At 34.0% G+C, this 23,499-nt stretch carries 22 protein-coding genes and 1 pseudogene; 6 read left to right on the top strand and 17 right to left on the bottom strand.

Annotated features, from left to right (window positions below):
• Nucleotides 1-67: 67 nt before the first annotated feature.
• A complete protein-coding gene (locus tag F1592_RS12430) occupies nucleotides 68-1,849 on the bottom strand; it encodes a cation:proton antiporter (protein ID WP_107609753.1) in 1,782 nt (593 codons plus the stop codon).
• 253 nt (nucleotides 1,850-2,102) lie between these two features.
• Between F1592_RS12430 and F1592_RS12425 the strand changes: the two genes are divergently transcribed.
• Nucleotides 2,103-3,140, top strand: coding sequence for a YkvI family membrane protein (locus tag F1592_RS12425; RefSeq protein ID WP_267918330.1), 1,038 nt, complete (start codon nucleotides 2,103-2,105; stop codon nucleotides 3,138-3,140).
• A 61-nt stretch (nucleotides 3,141-3,201) separates the two neighbouring features.
• Here F1592_RS12425 and mhqD read toward each other — a convergent pair whose 3' ends face one another.
• The 4 genes from mhqD to mhqR form a co-directional block, all read right to left on the bottom strand.
• Complete coding sequence (gene mhqD, locus F1592_RS12420; RefSeq protein ID WP_053016124.1) at nucleotides 3,202-3,795, bottom strand: methylhydroquinone degradation carboxylesterase MhqD; 594 nt, start codon at nucleotides 3,793-3,795, stop codon at nucleotides 3,202-3,204.
• Nucleotides 3,796-3,810: 15 nt separating this feature from the next.
• On the bottom strand, nucleotides 3,811-4,716 hold the full coding sequence (locus F1592_RS12415; RefSeq protein WP_053016123.1) for a VOC family protein: 906 nt from the start codon (nucleotides 4,714-4,716) through the stop codon (nucleotides 3,811-3,813).
• Nucleotides 4,717-4,730: 14 nt separating this feature from the next.
• Complete coding sequence (gene mhqE, locus F1592_RS12410) at nucleotides 4,731-5,699, bottom strand: ring-cleaving dioxygenase MhqE (RefSeq protein WP_053018451.1); 969 nt, start codon at nucleotides 5,697-5,699, stop codon at nucleotides 4,731-4,733.
• A gap of 63 nt (nucleotides 5,700-5,762) precedes the next feature.
• The gene (mhqR, locus tag F1592_RS12405) at nucleotides 5,763-6,197 is read right to left on the bottom strand and encodes a MarR family transcriptional regulator MhqR (protein ID WP_053016121.1); all 435 of its coding nucleotides are present in this window, start codon (nucleotides 6,195-6,197) and stop codon (nucleotides 5,763-5,765) included.
• Nucleotides 6,198-6,374: 177 nt separating this feature from the next.
• On the opposite strand from mhqR, the gene aldA reads away from it, so the two are divergent.
• Complete coding sequence (gene aldA / locus F1592_RS12400; protein ID WP_107609751.1) at nucleotides 6,375-7,802, top strand: aldehyde dehydrogenase; 1,428 nt, start codon at nucleotides 6,375-6,377, stop codon at nucleotides 7,800-7,802.
• Nucleotides 7,803-7,850: 48 nt separating this feature from the next.
• On the opposite strand, the gene F1592_RS12395 is transcribed toward aldA, so the two are convergent.
• Nucleotides 7,851-8,813 carry a metal ABC transporter solute-binding protein, Zn/Mn family gene (locus F1592_RS12395; RefSeq protein WP_053016120.1) on the bottom strand — a complete coding sequence of 321 codons (963 nt, stop codon included), beginning with the start codon at nucleotides 8,811-8,813 and terminating at the stop codon, nucleotides 7,851-7,853.
• A 173-nt stretch (nucleotides 8,814-8,986) separates the two neighbouring features.
• Here F1592_RS12395 and F1592_RS12390 point away from each other — a divergent pair, with 173 nt between their 5' ends.
• Together F1592_RS12390 and F1592_RS12385 are read left to right on the top strand one after the other, a co-directional pair.
• Entirely contained in the window at nucleotides 8,987-9,268 is a 282-nt protein-coding gene (locus tag F1592_RS12390; RefSeq protein WP_149809823.1) for a GNAT family N-acetyltransferase, read from the top strand.
• Nucleotides 9,269-9,506: 238 nt separating this feature from the next.
• Nucleotides 9,507-10,313 carry a VOC family protein gene (locus tag F1592_RS12385; RefSeq protein WP_149809822.1) on the top strand — a complete coding sequence of 269 codons (807 nt, stop codon included), beginning with the start codon at nucleotides 9,507-9,509 and terminating at the stop codon, nucleotides 10,311-10,313.
• A gap of 89 nt (nucleotides 10,314-10,402) precedes the next feature.
• Here the strand turns inward: F1592_RS12385 and F1592_RS12380 are convergent, their stop codons facing one another.
• The 4 genes from F1592_RS12380 to F1592_RS12365 all read right to left on the bottom strand — a co-directional run bounded on the left by F1592_RS12380 (nucleotide 10,403) and on the right by F1592_RS12365 (nucleotide 14,364).
• Nucleotides 10,403-10,705 carry a TM2 domain-containing protein gene (locus F1592_RS12380; RefSeq protein WP_149809821.1) on the bottom strand — a complete coding sequence of 101 codons (303 nt, stop codon included), beginning with the start codon at nucleotides 10,703-10,705 and terminating at the stop codon, nucleotides 10,403-10,405.
• Nucleotides 10,706-10,824: 119 nt separating this feature from the next.
• Complete coding sequence (locus F1592_RS12375; RefSeq protein WP_053016116.1) at nucleotides 10,825-11,733, bottom strand: phosphate/phosphite/phosphonate ABC transporter substrate-binding protein; 909 nt, start codon at nucleotides 11,731-11,733, stop codon at nucleotides 10,825-10,827.
• 241 nt (nucleotides 11,734-11,974) lie between these two features.
• The gene (locus tag F1592_RS12370; protein ID WP_011274872.1) at nucleotides 11,975-13,468 is read right to left on the bottom strand and encodes an aldehyde dehydrogenase family protein; all 1,494 of its coding nucleotides are present in this window, start codon (nucleotides 13,466-13,468) and stop codon (nucleotides 11,975-11,977) included.
• A gap of 239 nt (nucleotides 13,469-13,707) precedes the next feature.
• Nucleotides 13,708-14,364 carry an NAD(P)H-dependent oxidoreductase gene (locus tag F1592_RS12365; RefSeq protein ID WP_053016115.1) on the bottom strand — a complete coding sequence of 219 codons (657 nt, stop codon included), beginning with the start codon at nucleotides 14,362-14,364 and terminating at the stop codon, nucleotides 13,708-13,710.
• A gap of 318 nt (nucleotides 14,365-14,682) precedes the next feature.
• Here F1592_RS12365 and F1592_RS12360 point away from each other — a divergent pair, with 318 nt between their 5' ends.
• A complete protein-coding gene (locus F1592_RS12360; protein ID WP_037538390.1) occupies nucleotides 14,683-15,675 on the top strand; it encodes a D-lactate dehydrogenase in 993 nt (330 codons plus the stop codon).
• Nucleotides 15,676-15,735: 60 nt separating this feature from the next.
• Here F1592_RS12360 and F1592_RS12355 read toward each other — a convergent pair whose 3' ends face one another.
• Both F1592_RS12355 and srtA read right to left on the bottom strand, forming a co-directional pair.
• Entirely contained in the window at nucleotides 15,736-16,533 is a 798-nt protein-coding gene (locus F1592_RS12355; RefSeq protein ID WP_053016114.1) for a Cof-type HAD-IIB family hydrolase, read from the bottom strand.
• Nucleotides 16,534-16,802: 269 nt separating this feature from the next.
• Nucleotides 16,803-17,405, bottom strand: coding sequence for a class A sortase SrtA (srtA, locus tag F1592_RS12350; protein WP_053016113.1), 603 nt, complete (start codon nucleotides 17,403-17,405; stop codon nucleotides 16,803-16,805).
• 158 nt (nucleotides 17,406-17,563) lie between these two features.
• On the opposite strand from srtA, the gene F1592_RS12345 reads away from it, so the two are divergent.
• Nucleotides 17,564-18,058, top strand: a complete 495-nt coding sequence (locus tag F1592_RS12345) for a GNAT family N-acetyltransferase (RefSeq protein ID WP_053016112.1) — start codon at nucleotides 17,564-17,566, stop codon at nucleotides 18,056-18,058.
• Between the two features lie 113 nt (nucleotides 18,059-18,171).
• On the opposite strand, the pseudogene F1592_RS13865 reads toward F1592_RS12345, so the two are convergent.
• From F1592_RS13865 to xylB, 5 genes and pseudogenes are all read right to left on the bottom strand, one after another.
• Nucleotides 18,172-18,339: pseudogene (locus F1592_RS13865) on the bottom strand (hypothetical protein); the annotation flags it as partial.
• Nucleotides 18,340-18,661: 322 nt separating this feature from the next.
• Complete coding sequence (gene sdaAA, locus F1592_RS12335; protein ID WP_011274864.1) at nucleotides 18,662-19,558, bottom strand: L-serine ammonia-lyase, iron-sulfur-dependent, subunit alpha; 897 nt, start codon at nucleotides 19,556-19,558, stop codon at nucleotides 18,662-18,664.
• Nucleotides 19,559-19,571: 13 nt separating this feature from the next.
• The gene (locus F1592_RS12330; protein ID WP_011274863.1) at nucleotides 19,572-20,258 is read right to left on the bottom strand and encodes a serine dehydratase beta chain; all 687 of its coding nucleotides are present in this window, start codon (nucleotides 20,256-20,258) and stop codon (nucleotides 19,572-19,574) included.
• Nucleotides 20,259-20,260: 2 nt separating this feature from the next.
• A complete protein-coding gene (locus F1592_RS12325) occupies nucleotides 20,261-21,307 on the bottom strand; it encodes a PTS sugar transporter subunit IIC (protein ID WP_016930797.1) in 1,047 nt (348 codons plus the stop codon).
• Between the two features lie 412 nt (nucleotides 21,308-21,719).
• Nucleotides 21,720-23,207, bottom strand: a complete 1,488-nt coding sequence (gene xylB / locus F1592_RS12320; protein ID WP_149809820.1) for a xylulokinase — start codon at nucleotides 23,205-23,207, stop codon at nucleotides 21,720-21,722.
• Nucleotides 23,208-23,499: the final 292 nt, after the last annotated feature.

Raw genomic sequence — 23,499 nt, 5'->3', positions numbered from 1 at the left:
TATTTATGTCCCAGGCTCTTAAAGAACTACTTTACAATCCTCTAATTAAACATAACTTGAACTATATTCAATACACATCTCTTAAGATGCCATATGTACCTTGATCATATTGTGGTATAGGTTTAGTACTTTTATTAAATGAAACAACACTATTATCATCAACGTGATAGATAATCATATCGTGATCAGTAATTGTGTCGTATTCCTCTGCAAGTACCTCCACAATATTCTTATTACTTATCGTATTATCAAACCATCTTGGACTGTGTGATTCATCAAATAAAATATGATTACGTAATGGACCATTTAAGTTATTACGTGCCTGTTCATCAGTAAATGACACTGGCATCATACTTACATTATTCAATCCAAACTCTGGTACCAATTCATTAAACGCTAAACTATTAAAAATAAACGACTTAGTCATTAATAGACATTTATTATAACGAATTAAATCCGCATATATTCGATCACTACTTGATAATAAATTCCCCTTAAACACTTCAAAGCCAAGTTCTTCTGCCTTCTCTGACGTATTCTCAAACAAATTAAATACCATTATAGGAATATCATGTTCATGCAGTTTCATACCTAGATGGAATGAAAATTCACTCTCTCCTACTATAATAACGCCTGGTGGTTCTGTACTGGCAAGTCCTAGCAACTTACTCAATGGCGTAAAGCTAAAGCCGTAAATAACAACCGTAATAAACACTAGTCCAAACGTCACTGGCGTGATATAACTTGCCATTTTCACATGATCATCCATGAATAATCCTCCAAAGAATTGTGCCACAGTTAAAACGACAATCCCTCGAGGTGCCATCATTGCTACAATAGCGCGTTCTCTTTTCGTGATCTCTGTACCTATTGTTGATAATAAAACAGAGATTGGACGTACCAATACAATCATTGCAATCGCAAAAATCACTAATTGCCATGACAAGACATCCATCAATACAGATGACGTTAATGACGAAGTGATTAATATAAATACGGTAGATACAAGAATAGATGATGCATTTTCAATGAAATGATCTGACTCCTTGTAAATTAAATCATGTCTCTTATAACGTGCCATCATTAAGCCGAAAATGGTAACGGCTAATAATCCGGATTCTTGTAATATTTGGTCACAAATACTAAAGACTAATAAAATAAAGACTAACTGAATCGATGGCATCAAATTTTGCGGAATAAAATCACGTTGAATTAACCAATTGAAAACGAATGATGCTCCGAAGCCAATAATGGCTGTTATAACCATTTTCAAAATAAAGATGAGAATAACTTGGACACCAAAACCTTGCTCAAATATTTGATAAATATAAAACGCTGTTAATGCGAGTATCGGTCCTATTGGATCTAATATGATACTTTCCCATCTTAAAATAGAGTCAACACTCTTACGCACCTTTGCTTGCTTAAGAAGTGGCTGAATGACGGTTGGGCCTGTAATTAAGAATAATCCGCCCATCACAACCGCAACAGAAATTGGAAAATCTAAAATTTTATGTAATGCAATCGCACCAAGCACCCATGATATAGCTGCGCCAACGGTAATAATTCGAATGACCGCTTTAGAAATGCCTCTTAATTCACGAAAGTCTAAATTACTACTTCCTTCGAATAAAATAACAGCTACAGCTAAAGACACAATCGGGCTAAATACTTCGGCACCCAATGTTTCTTGAGGGTTAACTAGTCCCAATATCGGTCCAATCAATAAGCCCACAATCGACATGACTACAATTGATGGCCATTTAATCTGTGTCGCTAACCATTGACTAAATATGCCTAATGCTAAAAATAAGACAATGATTAACATGACAGGTAAATCTAATGACATACCTACACCTTCCTCAATAAGATTCAACTTTTTTAATACTGTGTAATACTATCAAACTTTGATTAAGCCTGCATTATTATTTTATAAACAACCTGTTAATGCCTTTTTCGGACACACAATGTTCACTTCGAGTAAACTTTCCTATTTATTTCTAGTATCTTTTCATCTAAAATAGGTAATTGCGTTTAAATATATGAATTTAGAAATGATTTGAAAGGAAATTTTAATTGTGCAACTTTTTAAAGAGAGTATCATGGTAGCTTTCGCATTTGTTGGTGTTGTCGTTGGTGCTGGTTTTGCTACTGGTCAAGAAATATTTCAGTTCTTCACAAGTAACGGTATCTATAGCATCTCTGGCATTATTGTTACCGGTTTGATTATAACGCTAGCAGGCGTGTTCGTATTAAACACTGGCTTTGTCATTCAATCTCATAACCATTCTGAGTCTATTCGATATTATTTACATCCAATCATTGCACGTATCTTTGATATTATCTTAACTCTATTCTTATTCTCCTTAGCGATGATTATGACTGCGGGTGGTGCGTCAACTATACATGAAAGTTTCGGATTACCTTATTGGTTGAGTTCATTAATTCTAGTGTTAGTCATTCTTATGACGCTATTTCTTAAATTTGAACGTCTGATTACGGTATTAGGTATGGTTACACCGTTCTTAGTCATTGTTGTTTCTATTATCGCTATCTATTATTTTATAACAGGAGATTTAAATTTTAGTGCGGCCAATCGTTTCAATAAACAGCATCAATCGCTATCACTTGGTTGGTGGTTTGATGGGTTAAATTATGCAAGCCTACAAATTGCAGCCGCATTTAGTTTTTTAAGTGTTATGGGCGGTCGCATGCAGCATCGTCAGTCTGGCTTATGGGGTGGCCTATTTGGCGGCATCATTATCACATTACTGTTATTAATGATTAATTTTGGTCTTATTACAGAATTCGAACATATTCAATCTGTCGCATTGCCGACCCTATTACTCGCAAGTCAAATTTCACCATTATTAGGTACAGTGATGTCGATTATAATGGTTCTTGTTATCTATAATACGATTGTAGGTCTTATGTATGCATTTGCTTCTCGTTTTACAGAACCATTTTCCAAAGGATACTTTGTACTCATTATTATAATGGCTATTATCACGTTTATATGTACATTTATCGGTTTCATTTCTTTAATTGGAAAAGTCTTCCCAATTATGGGATTATTTGGCTTCATACTCCTTATCCCAATTTTATATCAAGGGTTTAAACACTTAATATTCTCTAAATAAATTAGGAATACATTAAAATGGACCCAAAGATGCGAACCTTACATCTTTGAGTCCTTTTCCATTATGAATTCAGTATTTCTTGACCTTTCTGTAATCCAGCTTGTGTAATTTCATGACTATTGACCCATACTTCTGTAACCTGTGCACCCAGTTGCTTAAATAAATGAATGACATGTTCACTTTGATCAATGGATACGATTGGATCATTTTTTCCCATTGATAATAGAACGTCTACATCACTCATATCTTTGCTTGTTGAAGTGTCTATTGGATAAAGTGGTGCAAATAGTAATGCTTTTTTAAACGGTGCTGTGTCACGTAACATTAAGTTAATCGCAATATTTGATCCATTAGAGAAACCAACTAAAGCCGATCTATTCAATTCAAATTGATACTGTTCAGCCGCTTCATAAATAAAATCTAGCAACTGTTGACCTCGATATTCTAAATCTTCCTCATCGTATATACCTTCAGCAAGGCGTTTAAAATAACGATTCATACCATTCTCATTGACTTCTCCACGAATACTTAACAAGTTATAGTTAGGATTTAAAGCTGTTCCAAGTGGAATAAGATCTGTTTCATCCCCACCAGTCCCATGTAACAAAATTAGCGTAGGTGCGTTATCCTTACCTGGTCTATAAATATGTTCCATTTGTCTCACCTCTCCTTAGTACTCATTTAATTTTATTGGCATTAAATGACCTTCTATTTCATATCTTCTTTCTTCGTAAAATGGCGGTAACTGTAGTTGTCTACCTAAATCATCTACGTTTTCATCAATCGTGAAGCCAGGTCCTGCAGTTGCAAATTCAAATATTAAATTGCCAGGTTCTTTCATGTAAATCGCATGAAAATAGAATCGTTCTTTCACATCTGTTACATGCAAGCCTTTATTAAGAAGATAATCACGCCATTGTACATGTACCTCGTCATTTGGTACTGACCATGCAATATGATGGAAGATGCCACCGCCCCAACGAACAGGTTGTGGGTTTACAAACTTTTTCACAATAATTTGATGATGCACGCTACCACTCGTTTGATAGTGCACATTGTCATCTGTTTCTTGAATATGTTCTAACCCTAAATCATTTTGCAACAATGCTTCCGTAGCTTGAGGATTAGCTGATAGCATTGTTACGCCATGAAATCCTATGATGTCATTGTTAACACGTTCTTCATCACTTTCAACCATCGCTAATGTTAATCCGTGAATGTCTTCAAATTCTAACGTTGTTTGATTGAATGATTCAGTTTGACGTGTTTGAATCCCATTCATATTTAATTTCATTTCCCAATGTGACATGCTATCTTTTGGTATTCTAAACGCTAATCGTCCAACCTGACCTGAACCGATACGACCTCTATATTGATTTGGCCAATTAAAGAAAGTAAGTACCATATCATGTTGCGCTCTGTCATTTGAGAAATATAAGTGATATGTTTTTGTATCATCATAATTTACTGTCTGTTTGATCAAAGTTAAATTTAATACATTTGTATAGAAATCATACGTTTCTTGAGCATCTCCTACAATCGCTGAAATATGATGAATGTGTGTAATTGGTTCCATAATTCAATACCTCCCTATTTATAACTTTTTCCAGTTGTATCAAACGGACGAACTTGCGCTTCAATCGCTTCTCTTTGTTCCTCTAAAAATGGTGGAAGTGATAATTTCTCACCTAGCGTTTCATAGGGTTCATCACCCATAAAACCAGGTCCATCAGTTGAAATTTCTAACAAAATATGACCGATTCGTGCATACAATGCTTCAAAATAAAAACGATCGACTAAACCGGAGTTTGGTATGCCTAGTTCTTGAAATTTCTGTATCCAGTGTTTAATGGCCTCATGATCTTTCACTCTAAATGATGCATGATGAACTTCGCCATATCCTTGAACGGCAACTGGTCCCTCTGAATCCTTTCTTAAAATAACTTGACCACCATTACCACCTTCACCGACTTCAAGTAATGCTACATCTTCTTCATTCATAATTGTTCGCATTCCATAAACATTTTCCAATAATTGTTTGAAATCCTCGAAGTAACTGACCGTGATTTCAATTGGTCCTAAGCCATAAATTGCTTTATCCTCTGGAACCGGCCCATTCTTCCATGGTTTACCTGGTGAGACACCGCTGTTGCCTTCATCGGATACTAATTGATAGTCTTGTCCATCCTCCTCTTGAAAAGGCAATACCTTCTTACCTAACACGTTTTGAATACCACCATGTGTTATACCAAACGCTTCAAACCGCTTCATATAGTATGTTAATGCTTCATCACTTGGAACACGAAACGATGGTTTAGTAATCGAATTGGTACCTTTACGTCCTTGAGGAATGCCAGGGAAATCAAAGAATGTCATATCTGTACCAGCTGTCCCCTCATCATCTGCAAAAAATGTATGATACGTTTGAATATCATCTTGGTTTACTGTTTTTTTAACTAGTCTCATACCTAGTACTTCCGTAAAAAATTTATAGTTACGTTCAGCATCATCTGTTATTGCAGTTACATGATGAATACCTAATAAATCATGTTTAGCCATATTAAAAACCTCCATTTATTTCGATTTCGAGATAATTTTCGTTATAAATAAAAGTGCACCGATTTACACTTCAGTAGATTGTGCACTTAATTTTTTGAATGCTTGTTGAATCGTTATCAATTCTTCTTCTGACAGAACTGAGAAGGCTTGTTCCAACGTTGAGGCATGTTGTGGAAATATATCTGCCATAAATTGTTGACCTTTGTCAGTAAGTGTTGCGTTATATACACGCTTATCTGATGGATCTTTATCACGTGTAATCCAACCTTTATCTTCTAATTGGCTCACAACGTATGAAATACTACTACTCGCGATGAGCACCCTATCTCTAATACGTTGAATAGGTTGTGGACCTTTACTATAGAGTAACTCTAACACTGCAAATTCCGTCACGTTGAGCCCGTAATTCTTCACATCTTGTTGCACGATTTTTTCTAATGTATCTAATGCTCTATTTAGACCAATAAATGCTTTTAATGAATGTTCTGTGCGATCCATTTACTCACCACCTTTAATTTATTTCGATTTCGAGATAAATTGTACACGCGTTTCAATTAATCGTCAATATGTTAGCTCTATTATAATTTCAATATCTATTTATTTCTATCTTTTTTCAAAATGAAATAAGCATGAAAACGGTTGTTACAGGGAATACAAACATTGGAGGTGTCTCAAATGACCAATCAATTATTTATAAATAATGAATTTGTAGAGAGTAAATCTAGTGACACGATGGAAGTCATCAATCCTGCTACAGGAGAAGCATTTGATACCATTACTTTCGCAACTGTGGAAGAAGTTAACGAGGCAATCGAAAAATCTAAACATGCACAACTTGAATGGGAAAAAGTACCAGCACCAACACGTGCAGAGCATGTAAAATTATTAATTCCTTTATTAGAGCAAAACAAAGATGAACTTGCCAAATTGTATGTTAAAGAACAAGGTAAAACATTAGCACAAGCTGAAGGTGAAATCGATAAAGCTGTGCAATTTATTGATTATATGACAAGTTTAAGTATGCGTAATAAAGGCGAAGTACTACAAAATAGTGTTTCGAATGAAATGATTCAATTAATTAAAAAGCCAATTGGCGTAACTGCAGGTATCGTGCCATGGAATGCACCAATTATGGTCTTAATGCGTAAAGTGATTCCAGCACTAGTAACGGGATGCTCAATCGTCATTAAACCAAGTGAAGAAACAACATTATTAACATTAAGATTGGCTGAGCTATTCCGTGCTTCAACGATTCCAGCTGGTTTAGTTCAAATTGTGCCTGGTACTGGCGAAACAGTTGGCACACAATTAGCCACACATAAAGATATTCAACTCGTATCTTTAACAGGAAGTATGCGTGCCGGTAAAGCGGTTTATCAGAATGCAGCAGATACAGTAAAAAAAGTGAATCTTGAATTAGGTGGTAACGCACCTGTCTTAGTTACACCTCATGCTAACCTGGACAAAGCGGTGGACTACATTGTCACAGCACGAATTAATAATGCTGGTCAAGTATGCACTTGTCCAGAGCGTATCTTTGTTCACGAAGATGTTCATGATGACTTTGTAAACAAGGCTAAACAACGTATGAGCGACTTACAAGTCGGTGACCCATTAGACGATAACACTGATTATGGTGCTATTATCAATCAAATACAATTGGACAGTATTGATGACAAAGTGCAAGAAGCCGTTAAGAATGGTGCAGACTTAGTTTTAGGCGGCCATAAATTAGATCGCGCTGGTTTCTTCTATGAACCTACAATTCTTGATAATGTTAAAAAAGATGACAGTGCCTTTAAAGAGGAAATTTTTGGTCCTGTTCTAGCAATTACAACTTATAATGATTTCGATGAAGCAATTGATGCCGCAAACGATACAAATGCAGGCTTATCTTCTTATATCTTTTCAGAGAATTTAAAAGAAGTGATGGAAGCTACAGAACGTTTAAAATTTGGTGAAGTTTACGCTAATTGCGAAGCAGAAGAAGTTGTTAATGGTTACCATGCTGGTTGGAGAGAATCAGGTTTAGGTGGTGCAGATGGTATTCATGGTTTCGAAGAATACTATAATACAACGGTAAGCTATATTAGATATGAATAAATAGGTATAAAATATCCCCATCTCCTAATGAAAGAATTGGGGATATTTTTATTGATTCAACGCTTTATCCAACGCTTTAATATTCTTTTTCATGATTGATTGGAAAGTTAAATCTTTGTCGTTAGCTTGTTCTTTAGATAGCACAGACAAATTATTAAAACTTACTGGTTCTGCATTGGTTTCATCACGAATGACATCAGTTATCTTTGAAGTGATATTCTGTTCGTAAAGGATATAAGGTTGCTTCGATTGATTGATTTGTTTAATAAGCGCAAGAATATCCTTTTGACTAGGCTCTTCGTTATTCATACCACTGACACCCTCTTGTTGAAAGTGATAGCGCTCTGCTAAATAACCTAATGAATCATGAGAGATGGTTACTTTTTGTCTTTTAGGATTTTTAGTAATTGTTTTCAAATTATTGTCTAAATCTGTTAAATCCTGATTTAATTTCTTAAAATTTTGTTCATAATATGCTTTGTGTTGAGGATCTCTTTTAACTAAATCATTCTTTATTTTTTCTGCAAAATGCTTGTCTAAGACTGGGTCAAGCCAAACATGCGGGTCGTGACTTTCCTCTTCATGACTATGATGGTGGTCGTGATCTTCATGATCATGGTCTTCTTCAAGCAATGTATGATGATTTAAATCAGCTGCAACTGCTAATTTCATATCATCGTTGGTCATTGATTGCGTAATCGTCTTCGCCACTGGATCTAAGTCGTCACTTGAATATATAAATAGATCACTTTTAGCAATATTAATCATATCTCTTTGAGTTGGTTCATATGTATGGGTGTCTGCACCTGGAGGATAAATCGTATCCACATTGACATATTTGCCACCTATTTGTTTGGTGAAACTTTCAAATGCAAATACTGTAGTATAGATATTTATTTTATTGTTGGTTGAAACATCTTTCTTTTTCGCATCCGAATATTGCCCTGTGCTACAAGCTGATAAAGCAATACTAATGCACAGAACGATAATGAGATAGCCAATCCTCTTCACACAGAACCCTCCAAAGCGTAATAAATTCGTTTTTAACTATATCTTTAATAATGTAATAATGCAATATCTATGTTTATTATATTATTTAAGATTAAATATTTAATTATAAAATGTTTTAGATTTCTTCAAAAGTGATAGATAGTAATATGACATTATTAAAGGAGTGACGTTTTATGGCACAAGAATTTAAACAAGGACATCAACAATTTTATGTTGGCGAAGATGAACAAAATGCTCAAGCTGTCATTACGTTTAAACAGGTAGATAATAATGAAATCGATATTGACCATACTGGTGTCGCTGATGAATTAGGTGGTCAAGGTTTAGGTAAACAATTAGTTGAAGCTGTCGTTAATTATGCACGGGAAAATAACTTAAAAATCATCGCATCTTGTCCATTTGCGAAAGACGTTCTAGAGAAAAATGATGATTATCAAGATGTTTATTTAGGATAATCTATTTCATATTCGTTGACTTACAATTTGAAGTTAACTGAAATGTTTTACAGCATTAGCTTTTAGGCTTGAATTAGGTTTTTATACACCTTTATTTCATTAGTCTAAAAGCTTTTTTGTATGCTTTTAAAGTTTTAAAGCAACTGTCTTGATTAATTTAACAATTAGTAGTATATTTATTATACTTAATATAAATAATAAATAAAGATGACTTATTCATCTTAGGAGGCACTACATTATGAATGCATTTCACACTACTGAAGCAACACAAGTTACTAATATTACATTAAACGTTGAAGACTTAAATAAAATTACAAACTTCTATAAAAATATACTAGGATTTTCAATTAAAGAACAAGACGACAATCATGTCATCTTTAATGTTGGTGCTAATGGCCATACATTAACACTACAATATTTAGAAGATGGTCGCCGTCCTGGATTTAGAGAAGCTGGTTTATTCCATATCGCTTATTTACTTCCAACACGCACAGATTTAGCAAACTTTTTATTCCATGCTAGTCGTTTAAATGTGCCTGTAGGTGGTGGAGATCATCTTGTAAGTGAAGCGTTATACTTTAATGATCCAGAAGGTAACGGCATTGAAGTATATCAAGATCGTCCATCTCAAGATTGGCAATGGGATGGTAATTTTGTAAAAATGGATACACTTGCAGTAGATGCGGATGATTTAATTGCGCAACGTACTGAAGAAGGTTGGAACGGTTGGCCAGCAGATGGCAAAATTGGACATTTACATCTTAAAACACACGATATCGGGCAAGCACGTGACTTTTATGTGGAACAAATAGGTTTAGAACACATTTCTAATTTCCCACAAGCTTTGTTCATGTCTACTCAAAAATATCATCATCATATCGCTACTAATGTATGGCAATCTAACCAAGCTAGAACAGACAACGAGACTACTTATGGCTTAGTTCATTTCGATATATATAAACCAAATGCTAAAGAAGAACATATTACATCTCCTGAAGGCTTTGATATTACAGTTCACAGTGATACAAGTGTCGTTCCAGGATAGAATGATTCATATTTGGCATCGTTTATAAAACATGTCATTTTAAATAGATTGAGAGAAGACAAATTTATTTGCCTTCTCTCAATCTTTTTTTATGATTTCATATTATTTACTTCACGCATTGCAAATTGACGGACTCTTTCTTCATCCTCTTTAACCCATCCAGGTATTAAAAATGCATCAATAATCACCCAAATTAACGTTGAAATACCAAAGGTAAACCATGCTGTTAATATAGTAAGTACTAATAAACCTACTGCAGAACCTGTTTTTCCATGATAAAAACGATGTCCACCAAATCCGCCTAAGAAGAACCACAATACATAAGAGATAAGCATTGTTTTTGAACGGTTCGCTACTTGTTGCTGAATATACGTTTTTTCTTCTAAATTCATTACATTGTCTCCATTCCTAAATATTAAATTAGTAAATGATTAAGCTATCATTTTTTACTTCTAATTCAATTCGTATTATATTTATCAGGATGGTCACATATTGTCCTTATCCTATATTTTTATTCCTCGACAAGTTTTCTATACTTTCTTACTGTATCAAAGTCACTATCTTTTGCTTTTTCATAGCCTTGATGCCCATAAATATCTGTAAGTATTTTCTTACCTTTTTCAGATTTACTAATATCTAAAAAGGCATTACTGATTTTCGTTTTCCACTGTTTACTCATATCACCACGCACAGAAATCGTATCATTTGGTATCTTATCGGTGCGATAAATCACTTTAGTGTCTTTATATATTTTTGGATAATCTTGCTTTAAATCAGCACGTGCATCTTGATATGTAGCTACAGCATCCACATCTCCGTTTAATAATGCAATTAATGCTTGATCATGCCCTTTAATTTGAGCAATTTTGATATCATTCTGATTAACATTTACTTTTTTTAAGCTTGCCATTGGATAAATATATCCCGAAGTAGATTCTGGGTCTTGTAAGCCTACTTTGGCCCCTTTTAAATCTTTTAACTTATGTAAATGACTGTCTTTACGAACTACGATTTGTGAGCGATAATAATCGACTAATTTATTAGTTGGATTACCTTTATCATCTACTAAATAGCCTTTGGATTTCAACAATACATCTGCAGCACCTTTATCATGTGCGATGGTATAAGACACTGGTGAAATAAATGCAACATCCACTTTCTTTGATTTTAAAGCTTCTACCATTGCATTATAATTAGTTGCCACATGTACTTTAACTGGAATGCCTAATTCCTTTGACAATTGTTGCTGTAACGGTTTCACTTTAGCATTCAACGTTTTTGAATTTTGGGATGGTACAAATTCTACTTTTAATTCTTTTGGTTCATGGTCTTTCGAATGTTTCTCATCATGTTTAGAACAACCACTCAGGGTGAGTACTAATACTATAAAACTAATTAATAATACTTGTAATTTTTTCATTATTTTTCCTTTTGCAAAATATAGATTTTAAAGACTTAAATTGTATTATAACTTATTTAATTTAAAAAAAGTCTCAATCTATCAATTTCTAAATAAAACTTTTACAATATGCAATTTGTAACTAAATCATATACGCTTATCTTTTAAACTCATAAAAAGAGCTACCTGCAAAGTCTCAGCTTTGCAGATAGCTCTCATTCAATTTAAATGATATTCATTTTTTATTTATAAACTAACTATCTTAGTATAATCCTTTTGTTTGATTGCTAGTATCAATGAAGATATTTTTAACTTGTTGATAGTTTTTAATAGCGTCTTTATAAATTTCACGACCGATACCAGATTTTTTATATCCACCGAATGGCGCACCAGCTGGGAATTGGTTATAAGTGTTAATCCAAATACGACCAGTTCTCATTGCTTTAGCAACATTTAATGCACGGTTAATATTAGTAGTAAAGATACCACCCGCTAAACCGTATTCTGAATCATTCGCAATTTTAATCGCTTCAGCTTCATCTTCAAATTTTTCTACTACTACAACTGGTCCGAAAATTTCTTCTTGTGCTAATTGATGACTATTATCTTTAATTTCGATGATTGTAGGCTCGAAGAAGTATCCTTTGTCACGTCCATTATCTGTTAAGCGATGACCACCTGTTAAGATATTAGCATTTGAATCTTCTTCTGCAATTTTTACGTAGCTTTCAATTTTTTCAAGTTGTTCTGGGCCAGTTTGAGCACTCATTTTAACGTCTTCATCAAATGGATCTCCCACTTTGATATTTTCGAAAGCTTCTTTTAATTTAGGCATTACTTTATCATAAATTGAAGATTGTACTAATAAACGTGAACCAGCACTACATACTTCACCTTGGTTGAATAAAATACCTAATTGCGCACCTTCAACAACTTGATCTAAGTTTGCATCGTCAAAGATGATATTAGCACTTTTACCACCTAGTTCTAATGTAGTTGGAACGATACGTTCAGCACCTGCTTTCGCAACGCCGTAACCAACGTCTGTTGATCCTGTAAATGATAATTTGTTTACACCTTCATGATTGAAGATTGCATCGCCTGATTCTGAACCTTTACCAGTTAATACATTTACGACACCTTTAGGTAATACTTCTTGGAAGATCTTCGCAAGTTCAATTAATGATAATGGTGTAGAAGAAGATGGTTGAATCACAATTGTATTACCCGCAGCTAATGCTGGTGCTAATTTCCATGACGCTAATAAAATTGGGAAGTTCCATGCAACTACAGCACCAACAACACCTACTGGTTCATTGACAACTAAACTCATTGTATTCTCATCAATTTCATTGACTGAACCTTCGTCTGTTGTTAATACACTCGCAAAATATTTAAATTGATTTGCTGTTAATGGCACATCAATTGTTGACGTTTCTCGATAAGGCTTACCATTTTGTAACGATTCAATTGTCGCGAAGTGTTCCACTTTTTCATGAATTCGACGACTAATTTCTAATAAATAGTCCGCACGTTCTTCTTTAGATGTTTTACTCCAACTGTCAAAAGCATCTTGCGCAGCTTGTACTGCTTTATCAACATCAGATTTACTTGCTTTAGCTACTTTAGCTAAATCTTCACCATTCGCAGGGTTAGTTACAGTTAATGTGTCTCCACTTTCGCTTGCTTGAAATTCACCGTTGATAAATAAACCGTATTGTTCCTCTATGAAATCTCTAACGTTTACTTTTGCCATTTTTCATCATCCCTTTATATAAATTTATGAAAAACCTTATGTGCGTTGTGTTTACATCGTAATGTAAGCGTTTACTTAAAACTACTATCATTTTACCTTATTTACATTTTTAAATACACTAACTTGCTTGTAATATTTTTCCGTGTATTAAGCTCTTTAAACATCATTAATTCTAGTTAATGTATCTATCACTTATAGATAATAAAAAGAGAGTATTCACTCTCTTTTATTGTCCTGTATTAAATCCATTCAATAACATCTTCGGCGGGTTGACGAACTTTATCTTTTGGTTCTTCTTTTCGATAACCAAATGCAACCATAACTGATGGCGCGAAATGTTCCGTATCGATAACTTTTTCTTCAGCTAAGATTTCAGTAACTTTATCTAAATCAAATCCTTCCATAGGACATGAATCAATTCCTAATAATGCTGCTGAAGTCATCATGTTAGCTAATGCAATGTAAGTTTGTTTACTTGCCCAGTCTAATAACGTTCGCTCATTATCGTTAATATGGAAATTCGTTTGGAAATTATTAAATTTATCTTCAACTGCCGGAATCGTACTTTCTTCGTATTTTTTAATACCTCGAATTATATGTTGTACGTATTCTGAGTCTGCAGTGACATTTTTGCGTGCAAGAATAATAACGAAACGACTTGCTGTATTTAATTGCTTTTGTGCTCCCCAACTGTAAGGTTTTAATTTTTCTTTTAAATCTTCATTCTCAATAACAACAAAACGCCAAGGTTCTAATCCTAGTGAACTAGGTGATAAACGACCTGCTTCTAATATCGTGTGGAAGTCTGACTCACTGACTTTCTTTTCAGGATCAAATTCCTTTGTTGCATGTCTAAAATTAAATGCGTTGATTATTGTCTCTTGCATTGAACTCATGAAATATATCCTCCTTAGATAGTACTAATTTGATTATAAAGTACGTTTCCTTTAGCCTAAAGTTATACGCTTACAAAAGTTATCATTAAAAAATAAATGAAAATTTACTATTTTTATGTGAATTTTTTAACAATCGAAAAATAAATTTCGTATTTCCTATTGATTTGTGAATAAATTCACAATATAATATATTTGTAAGTTAAGTAATAGAGATGTTTTAAATCATTATTCCTATTAATAATTCACATTTCTATAGACAACTTAGGAAAACTTATTTATTAATTATAAATTCATACAAAATGAAGTGAGGTTATTAAAATGACAAAAATTATGTTTTATGGAACTCGTGATTACGAGAAAAATGACGCTTTAAACTGGGGTAAAGCGAACAATGTTGAAGTTGTTACAACTGAAGAAATTTTAAGTGAAGATACAGTTGATTTAGCTAAAGGTTTCGATGGTGTTACTACAATGCAATTTGGTAAATTAGCAGACTCTGTTTACCCTAAACTTGAAGAATATGGTATTAAACAAATTGCTCAACGTACTGCTGGTTTCGACATGTACGATTTAGAGTTAGCTAAAAAACATGGCATTATCATTTCAAATGTACCTAGTTATTCACCAGAAACTATTGCTGAATATTCAGTTTCTATCGCTTTACAATTAGTTCGTCGCTTCCCTGCAATTGAAAAACGTGTTCAAGAACATAATTTCAAATGGGCTGCACCTATTATGTCTACCCCTGTTAAAAATATGACAGTAGCTATTATCGGTACAGGACGTATTGGTGCTGCAACTGGTAAAATTTATGCTGGTTTCGGAGCTAAAGTTGTAGGTTATGATGCATACCCTAACAATTCATTAGACTTCTTAGAATATAAAGATACAGTTGAAGAAGCAATTGCTGATGCTGATATCATTTCATTACATGTTCCAGCGAATAAAGAAAGTTTCCACTTATTCGATGCAGATATGTTCTCTAAAGTTAAAAAAGGCGCAGTATTAGTTAATGCGGCTCGTGGTGCTGTAATTGATACACCTGAATTAATTAAAGCTGTTAATGACGGTACATTATATGGTGCTGCTATTGATACTTATGAAAACGAAGCGCCGTACTTTACTTATGATTGGACAGGAAAAGAGATCGAAGATGAAACTCTATTAGAATTAATTAAACATGAAAACATTTTGGTCACTCCACATATCGCATTCTTCTCTGATGAAGCTGTGAGAAATTTAGTTGAAGGCGGATTAAACGCAGCATTATCAGTTATTAATACTGGTAAATGTGAAACTCAATTAAACTAAGATATGTGTTTAATAAATAAAAAGGAGAATTCTCAAAGTTGAGAGTTCTCCTTTTTTAAGCTATTTTAATACTTCTTGCTCTATAATTTGTAATACCCCTTGCTCATCATTACTTGGAGCAACTGCCTTGGCAACTTCAAATAGTGATTTATCATGACTATTAGCCATTACATAACTGTGCTCGGCTAATTCAAGCATGTCCTTATCATTGTTAGCATCTCCAAATGCCATCAAATCAGAAGCAGACATATGCCACTCTTCCAATAAACGTTGAAGTGCTTTTCCTTTTGTCATATTAGGCATAATAATATCAATACTATCATGTCCACTCGATACGAGTTTAATAGTATTGCTAAACTTTTCTTCTAAATCAGTATCAAGTGTTGAATGCGTATCTCGATTAATATTTAACGCAATCTTGACATATTCATCATCCGGTAATGGTTGAAAAGAATCAATTTCCTCTAACTGATGATAGTAGAAATGCGCATCTTCCTTAAATGCTTCACTCGTGTCTTTCAATATATAGGCACTCTTTAATCCGCAAACTATAAATTCTTTAATATTTCTATCGATATTTAAATAATCGACAACTTCTTTGTAGTCTGTTTGATTGAAGCTTCGATAATTATATAAGTCTTTACCTCTGTAAATAACCGCACCATTTTCAGAAATAAAGAACATATCTCTTTCTCCAAATATAGATTGTAATTTAGCAAATTGATTTCCACTTGCAGCAATGAATTCTATATTGCGTTCATTCAATGCTTTAAATATCTTCTCAAAACGGTCTTTATCATAATTCTTCTTAGAATCTAAAAATGTACCGTCCATATCTACTGCAATAGCTTTAACCATGTGCAATCCCCCTAGTCCGTTGTATTCACATTTATTATATATGTCATCTAATTAGGGTTGAAGTTCACACTAACATGATGAAACTATATTCACATTCTGAAATTAAATACAATTAATAAAAATAGCATGATTATTTCTAATGATAAATTTAAAGGAGTGACACAAGATCTATATTGGATGTCTTGTATCACTCCTAATGACTTAGCATTTATGTTTTATGTAACGATTGGTATTTATTAAAGATGTATTTCAAATTTTTTAAAATATATTTATTTAACTTGTTTCGCTACAAAGATTTTACGTTTTTCCCAAACACCGGTTTGCTCATTGTAATCATCACATGTGATTAATGTTAATTGATTCTTTTCACCTTTGTGTTCATCTAATACTTCAACTTCGTCTGGATTGACATCACGTATACTAGTCATTTTATATTCGCGTGTTTCATTTCCTATCTTGAAGTATACTTTGCTACCTTTTTTAGCTGCTTTTAAGTTTGTGAATTGGTAATGTGGTCTATCGGTAAATGTATGACCTGCGATTGATATATTTTGATCACTTAGCGATTCATCTTTCTCAGCGAAACTTACACCACGATTTAACTGTTCTGGTGTCGCCGGTCCAGGATACACTGGTTCTTTAATCTCTGCATCTGGCACTGATATATACCCTGCCATTTTAGTTTTATCCTTAGGAATGGTTGGTGTTTGTTTATTGCTAGACTTATCCTGTTTATCATATTGTTCTATTTTGTTGTCGTTATCTTTTTCATGTAAATAATTATCGATATGTGGTTTAGCAAATAGATACACTGCTACTAAGATGAGTATGACACCAAGTATCGTCATCAATCGATTAATCCAATTCTTCATTATGTGTTACTCCTTTAACGTGGCTTTCTTAGGTCATAGTATATCATGTTTATTTCGTAAGTTTAATTTAATTTATCGTGTCATATTTAATTACATATAGTTGCAACAATTGAAATCTCGTTTTAAACTGATACAAACTTAGAAAAGTAGGTGCCAAAATGATTAGAGAAGCAAAAATTGAAGATTTACCGGCAATACTATCAATCTATAATGATGCAATATTGCATACTACAGCTGTTTACACATACGATATTCAAACTTTAGATGAACGTAAAGCTTGGTTTTACATGAAGAATAAAGCAAATGAACCTATATTTGTATTTGAACAAGCTGGCAAGGCTGTTGGTTTTGCGACTTACGGTCAATTTAGAAACTGGCCGGCTTACTTATATTCTATTGAACATTCGATTTACGTAGATAAATCAAATCGAGGCAAAGGCATTGCTTCTCAATTATTACAACATCTTATTGAAGATGCTAGAGATAAAAATTATCGTACTATTGTAGCTGGTATCGATGCTTCCAATGATAGCAGCATCAAATTACATGAAAAGTTTAACTTCAAACATGCAGGTACCATTCAAAATGTTGGCTACAAATTTGATCGCTGGTTAGATTTAGCTTTTTACCAATATGATTTGCATGACAAATAAAAAAAGTAAGTGAGTCCCTTTTACTCACTTACTTTTCTTTTATCGTCTTTTTCAAAAAAGTCTTCCTTCTCATGAAAGAATTCTTTCTTAAATAAAGTTTCTATTTGTTTCCTCTTTTTCTCCGCAATTACAAAACCCACATAATAAAACAGGAATACAATAATCATACTTAGTGACATTGATTGTAATAAGAGATTCTCCCATGTTCCCTCAACTGTCCATAACTGTGTAATGGTTGTGTTAGTCACGAATATAAAAAAGATGATACATAACCTTAGCATATCATCATCCCCTTTTCGGCTATTTTAAACGTATTAGTGAAATTTTGCAATAACTTTTTTAATTTTCTGATAAATATATGGAAGTAGAACATACCTAATATATTCTCAAAATTGAATTCGTTTTAACCCCAGCTAACTTTGCTAGTAGTATTTCTTTAGGGAATTCTCTTGCTGGGGCCCCGACTAGATTTGAATATACATAATTCAAGTGCATTTTCAAATCAGTCAGCTACTGCCAAATAATAAAACTGTCAAAAAATTAAAAAAAGCCATTCTTAAATGTCATATTGACATTTAAGAATGGCTTCTAATTTAAGTTATATTATGAAAAGCTATTAACTTCAGCTTCACCAAAGATTTTACGTTTGATCGCTTCACCTGTTGGTGTACCTGCTAAACCACCAAGTCCTGTTTCTCTTAATTCAGCTGGTAAGCCACGTCCTACTTTATCCATAGCTTCGATAACTTCATCTACTGGAATTCTACTTTCAACACCAGCTAATGCTAAGTCTGCAGAAATTAATGCGTTACCAGAACCAATTGCATTACGCATTACACATGGAATCTCTACTAAACCTGCTACTGGGTCACAAACTAGACCAAGTAAATTACTAATCGCTAATGCCATAGCGTGACCAGATGCTTCCGGTTCGCCACCGAAGATTGATACTGCAGCAGCCGCTGCCATTGCTGAAGCTGAACCTACTTCTGCTTGGCAACCTCCTGTAGCACCTGCAACACTTGCATTGTTAGCAACAACGCGACCAAATAATGATGAAACGAATAAGAAATCAATCATTTGTTCTTCTGTAAGGTCATGTGTTTTTTCTAATTTAAATAATACGCCCGGAATCGTTCCGGAGGATCCAGCTGTTGGAGTTGCACAAATGATACCCATAGCTGCGTTTACTTCATTAGTAGCAACCGCACCTTTAACTGCTTCAACCATTTCATGTCCTGATAAGGCATGATTATTCTCGTTATATTTAGCAAGTTTAATGGCATCTTGACCAGTATAACCTGTTACACTTTTAACACCTTCGCCAGTTGATCCTTTAATTACGGCATCTCTCATGACGTCTAAATTTTGTTTCATTGTTTCTCTAACTTCGTCACGCGTCTTGCCTGAAAGTTCCATCTCTTCTTGAATCATAATATCTGCAAAAGACATTTTATTTTCGACTGCGTAGTCTATAGTTTCTCTAATTGAATCAAACATCTTTAATCCCCCTCTATTTAATATAGGATATATTTAAGTGACTATATTTTTCTTTAATTTGATCTAACGTTGATTCAGATAATGCTTTGTTTAGTGGTAATACTGCTAAACTAAAATTATCGCCCGTTTGTGTCATTTCCTCTTTAATGTCTGCACCAAGTTCATTCACATCATTGATAAAGTGATTAACTTCTGATTTATTTGCCGCTCCATCCATTTCTAGGATAGGTAAACCATAGTTAAAATCAATGTCTAGTCCTTCTACACTGATGCGTTTTAATTTGATTGTACCGCCACCAATTGAGTTACCAATTACTTCGATGTGACGACCATTTCCTTCTGCAACAAGATACGCACAGTTAGGATGCTCACCAATACTGTCGCCTTCTTCTTCGATAATATTTACTTCGATGTTTTGATCTTTAGCGATTGCTAATGAACTCTTAATACGACTATCGAATGTGCTATAGCCCATTGCACCACCAACGATAGCTAAATCTGTACCGTGTCCTTGATGTGTTTGAGCAAAGGATTCGTAATAATGAATTGTTAATTTATCTGGCTGCATACCACCTAATACTGCATAAGCAGCGTTACCAATTTTAACTGCACCTGCTGTATGAGAACTTGAAGGTCCCATCATTACAGGGCCAATAATATCAAATGCACTTTGATAATCGTAGCTTTTTTTAGTAGCCATAATTAAACACTCTCCTTAGGTTGTTTCTGTTTACTAGGCAATTTTATACTCATATTCATTAGGTTGAATTTTTTAATTAACGTACTGAAGATAAATGCTAATACCACACTTACTACTGCAACCACGATGATTGTAATAATTGATTTTGTAGCATCGTTAAATCCGAATAAGACGATTGCACCTGCAATTGGTGTTGCCATACCTTTAACACCGATTACGAGTCCACTAAATGTAACGATACAAGCGTTTACAACACCGATAATTGCGTTCGTACCATATAATTGTAGAGGGTATTTTGCGATTAAATCGATTTGTGTTAATGGTTCAACAAATACTGCGAATGCTTTTGATTTACTTCCGCCAATATTAAGTCTGCTAAATAATACATAGTTAACAAATGATGAACCAGTACATGTTAAAGCACCGATAGCCATTGGTATACCAGTTAGTCCTAATAAGCTAGTTAATACCATTGAACTTAGTGGTGTCATACCCGTTACTGGAATTACTAATCCTAAAATAATTGCTAATGCGTATGGATTGCTGTCTCCTACTGATGTAACTGCACCACCGATTTGAGTTAATACAGCCATAACCCCTGGGCTAATAACTGTAGCTAAGCCAAATACAAGTGCTGGAGCAATTAAAATCACAGCAATTAAGTCCAACCCTTCTGGGACTTTTTTCTCGATAAATTTAATACCGAATGAAATAATATACGCTGCTATAAATGCTGGTAATAATTTAAAGTCGTGTAATACTAGTCCTATGATTACTGCAAAAACAGGTGAGATGCCCATTTTCAAGCCAGTTAAGATACCTACTGCAACACCTGCAAGGCTTCCTGCCAAATCTCCTATTGTTTGTAAAAACTCGATATGGAATACGCCACCAATAGCGTAACTTAGGAATGCTTGTGGTAAGAAAGTTGCACAAGCAGCTCCTGATAAAGCTTGTAGTCCTTGTTTACCGTATGGCGCAAAGTTTAAGAATAGCGTCATAACAATAAGCACTAATACGAGTGTTCCTACTCCTAAAATGATATTCATTCCCCAAAACCTCTTTCTATTTATTTAACAACCATAGTCATACTACACCCTGTAGAAAACGATTTCAAGACATATTCAGTGACAAAAAAATAAAATTGTGAAATAAATCACATTTAGAGACTTTTTGAGGTTAAAATATTTTTAGTTTTAAATTTTTTGAAAATAAATAAATAATATGTGTTATTTTACACTAACACAAACTGCTTTGTAAACCTTTTCAACAGCGTATTTATTATTTGAAATTTCGGTTAAATTGTATACATTTCTTTGTTGATATTTTCACTTTAACGTGACAACTAATCATTACATAACAAATTGCTCACATTTAAAATTGTTGCAAAATTGAAACGATTTAGTTTTAAACATAATAAAGCTGGAACAACCATTGCTGCTCCAGTTTATTATGATTGAATTAATCTTCAATTTTTAATAATGCTTCAGTTAATTGATGTGTTTGACGGTAAATATCTTTATATACTTTATAATATGCTTCATATTGTGCGTGTCTTTTAGCGTCTGGTTCAAATGTTTGGGCAATATCTATAAACTTATCTACACATTCATCGAAACTTTCGAACCATTTCAGTCCATATGCTGCGATCATCGCTGCGCCCATACTAGGCCCCTCTTCGTGTTTTAACTTTCTTATTGTAGCATTAAAGATATCTGCTTGCATCTGCAACCAAAATGAACTTTTCGCACCGCCACCAATAGAAGTAATATGCGTAATCTCTTTACCAGCTTCTCGCATTAATTGTATAGAGTCATATAACGAGAAGGTAATACCCTCTAATACTGCTCTAGCAAAATCCGCCCTATTATGGCTACCACTAATACCAATAAAGCTTCCTCTTATAAATGCATCTCCATGTGGCGTCCGTTCGCCTGCTAAATAAGGTGCGAATAATAAGTGATTAGAACCAATCGTTGACGTACTTGCTTGTTGAACGATATCGTCAAAGCTCTCATGTTCAAAGAACGTTTGTTTAAGCCAATTTAAACTGTAACCTGCTGCTAAGGTTACGCCCATAGCATAGAATGTTTGTGGAACGCTATGATCAAAGAAATGTATGTTGTTCTTGTATTCAGTGTAGCCTTCGCTTTCAACATTGAGTACAACACCTGATGTCCCGATACTACAAAGCGTATCGTTACCATTAATGATACCTGCACCAATGGCACCACATGCGTTATCTCCACCACCAGCATAAACCTTCACAGGAGCTTTGAAACCAAGCTCTTGTTCTAATTCTGAACGTACTACTCCAACTTCCTCTGTTGAACGTACTAAAGGTGGATAAATATCTCCGATGCCTAATCGTTCACCTACATCTCTAGTCCAATCATGTGTTTTTGGACTTAATAGTAATGTACTGGCTGCATCAGAATATTCAATGTGAATATGACCTGTTAAACAATAGCGTACGTAATCCTTAGGCAATACGAAGACACTTACTTGTTCCCAAAGTGATGGCTCATTTTGTTTCATCCAAAGCATTTTTGGAAGTGTGAATCCTTCAAGAATAGGGTTACCATTCAATCTTTCTCCATATACTTCTTTGATTTGCGCACATTGTTCAGAGTTACGGGTATCATTCCATAGAATGGCATGTCGTACAGGTTTATGTTCGCTATTTAATGGCACTAAACCATGCATTTGTCCTGAAAACGAAATCCCTTTGACAGTATAATTCTCCATTTCAGGCACATCATTAATATATTTAATACCTTTCTTAACCGCTTCAAACCATTCTTCAGGATCTTGCTCACTATAACCGGCACGATCTTGTATCAACGTTAAAGGTTCACTCGTTGATGCAATTACTTCTCCTTGTCGATTAACAGCTATAATTTTAACTGCACTCGTACCTAAGTCTATTCCTAATACTACATCTTCCATAACCATTCCACCTTTGTCCATCATTATAAGAGGCGCTCATCTTACATATCAAGTAAACAATTCAATATATATTTATTTTATATAATTTTAATATTAAATTCTATAACCTATATATTCATCATATCGATTTTAATGATAATTTCAATAGTAAACTATGATTTCAATTCTTTCCCCTTTATTCTTATTTAGAAAAAGGGAGTGGGACAGAATACTTTTAAAATTCTACGTCCCACCCCCGCAAGGATGAATATAACTGAAAAAAGCTTGATTTAAGCGCATTTTCAGTTCAGTC

Source organism: Staphylococcus sp. GDX7P312P, from assembly GCF_008385775.1.
GTDB lineage: Bacteria > Bacillota > Bacilli > Staphylococcales > Staphylococcaceae > Staphylococcus > Staphylococcus haemolyticus.
This window is presented reverse-complemented; position numbering and strand designations above follow the sequence as displayed.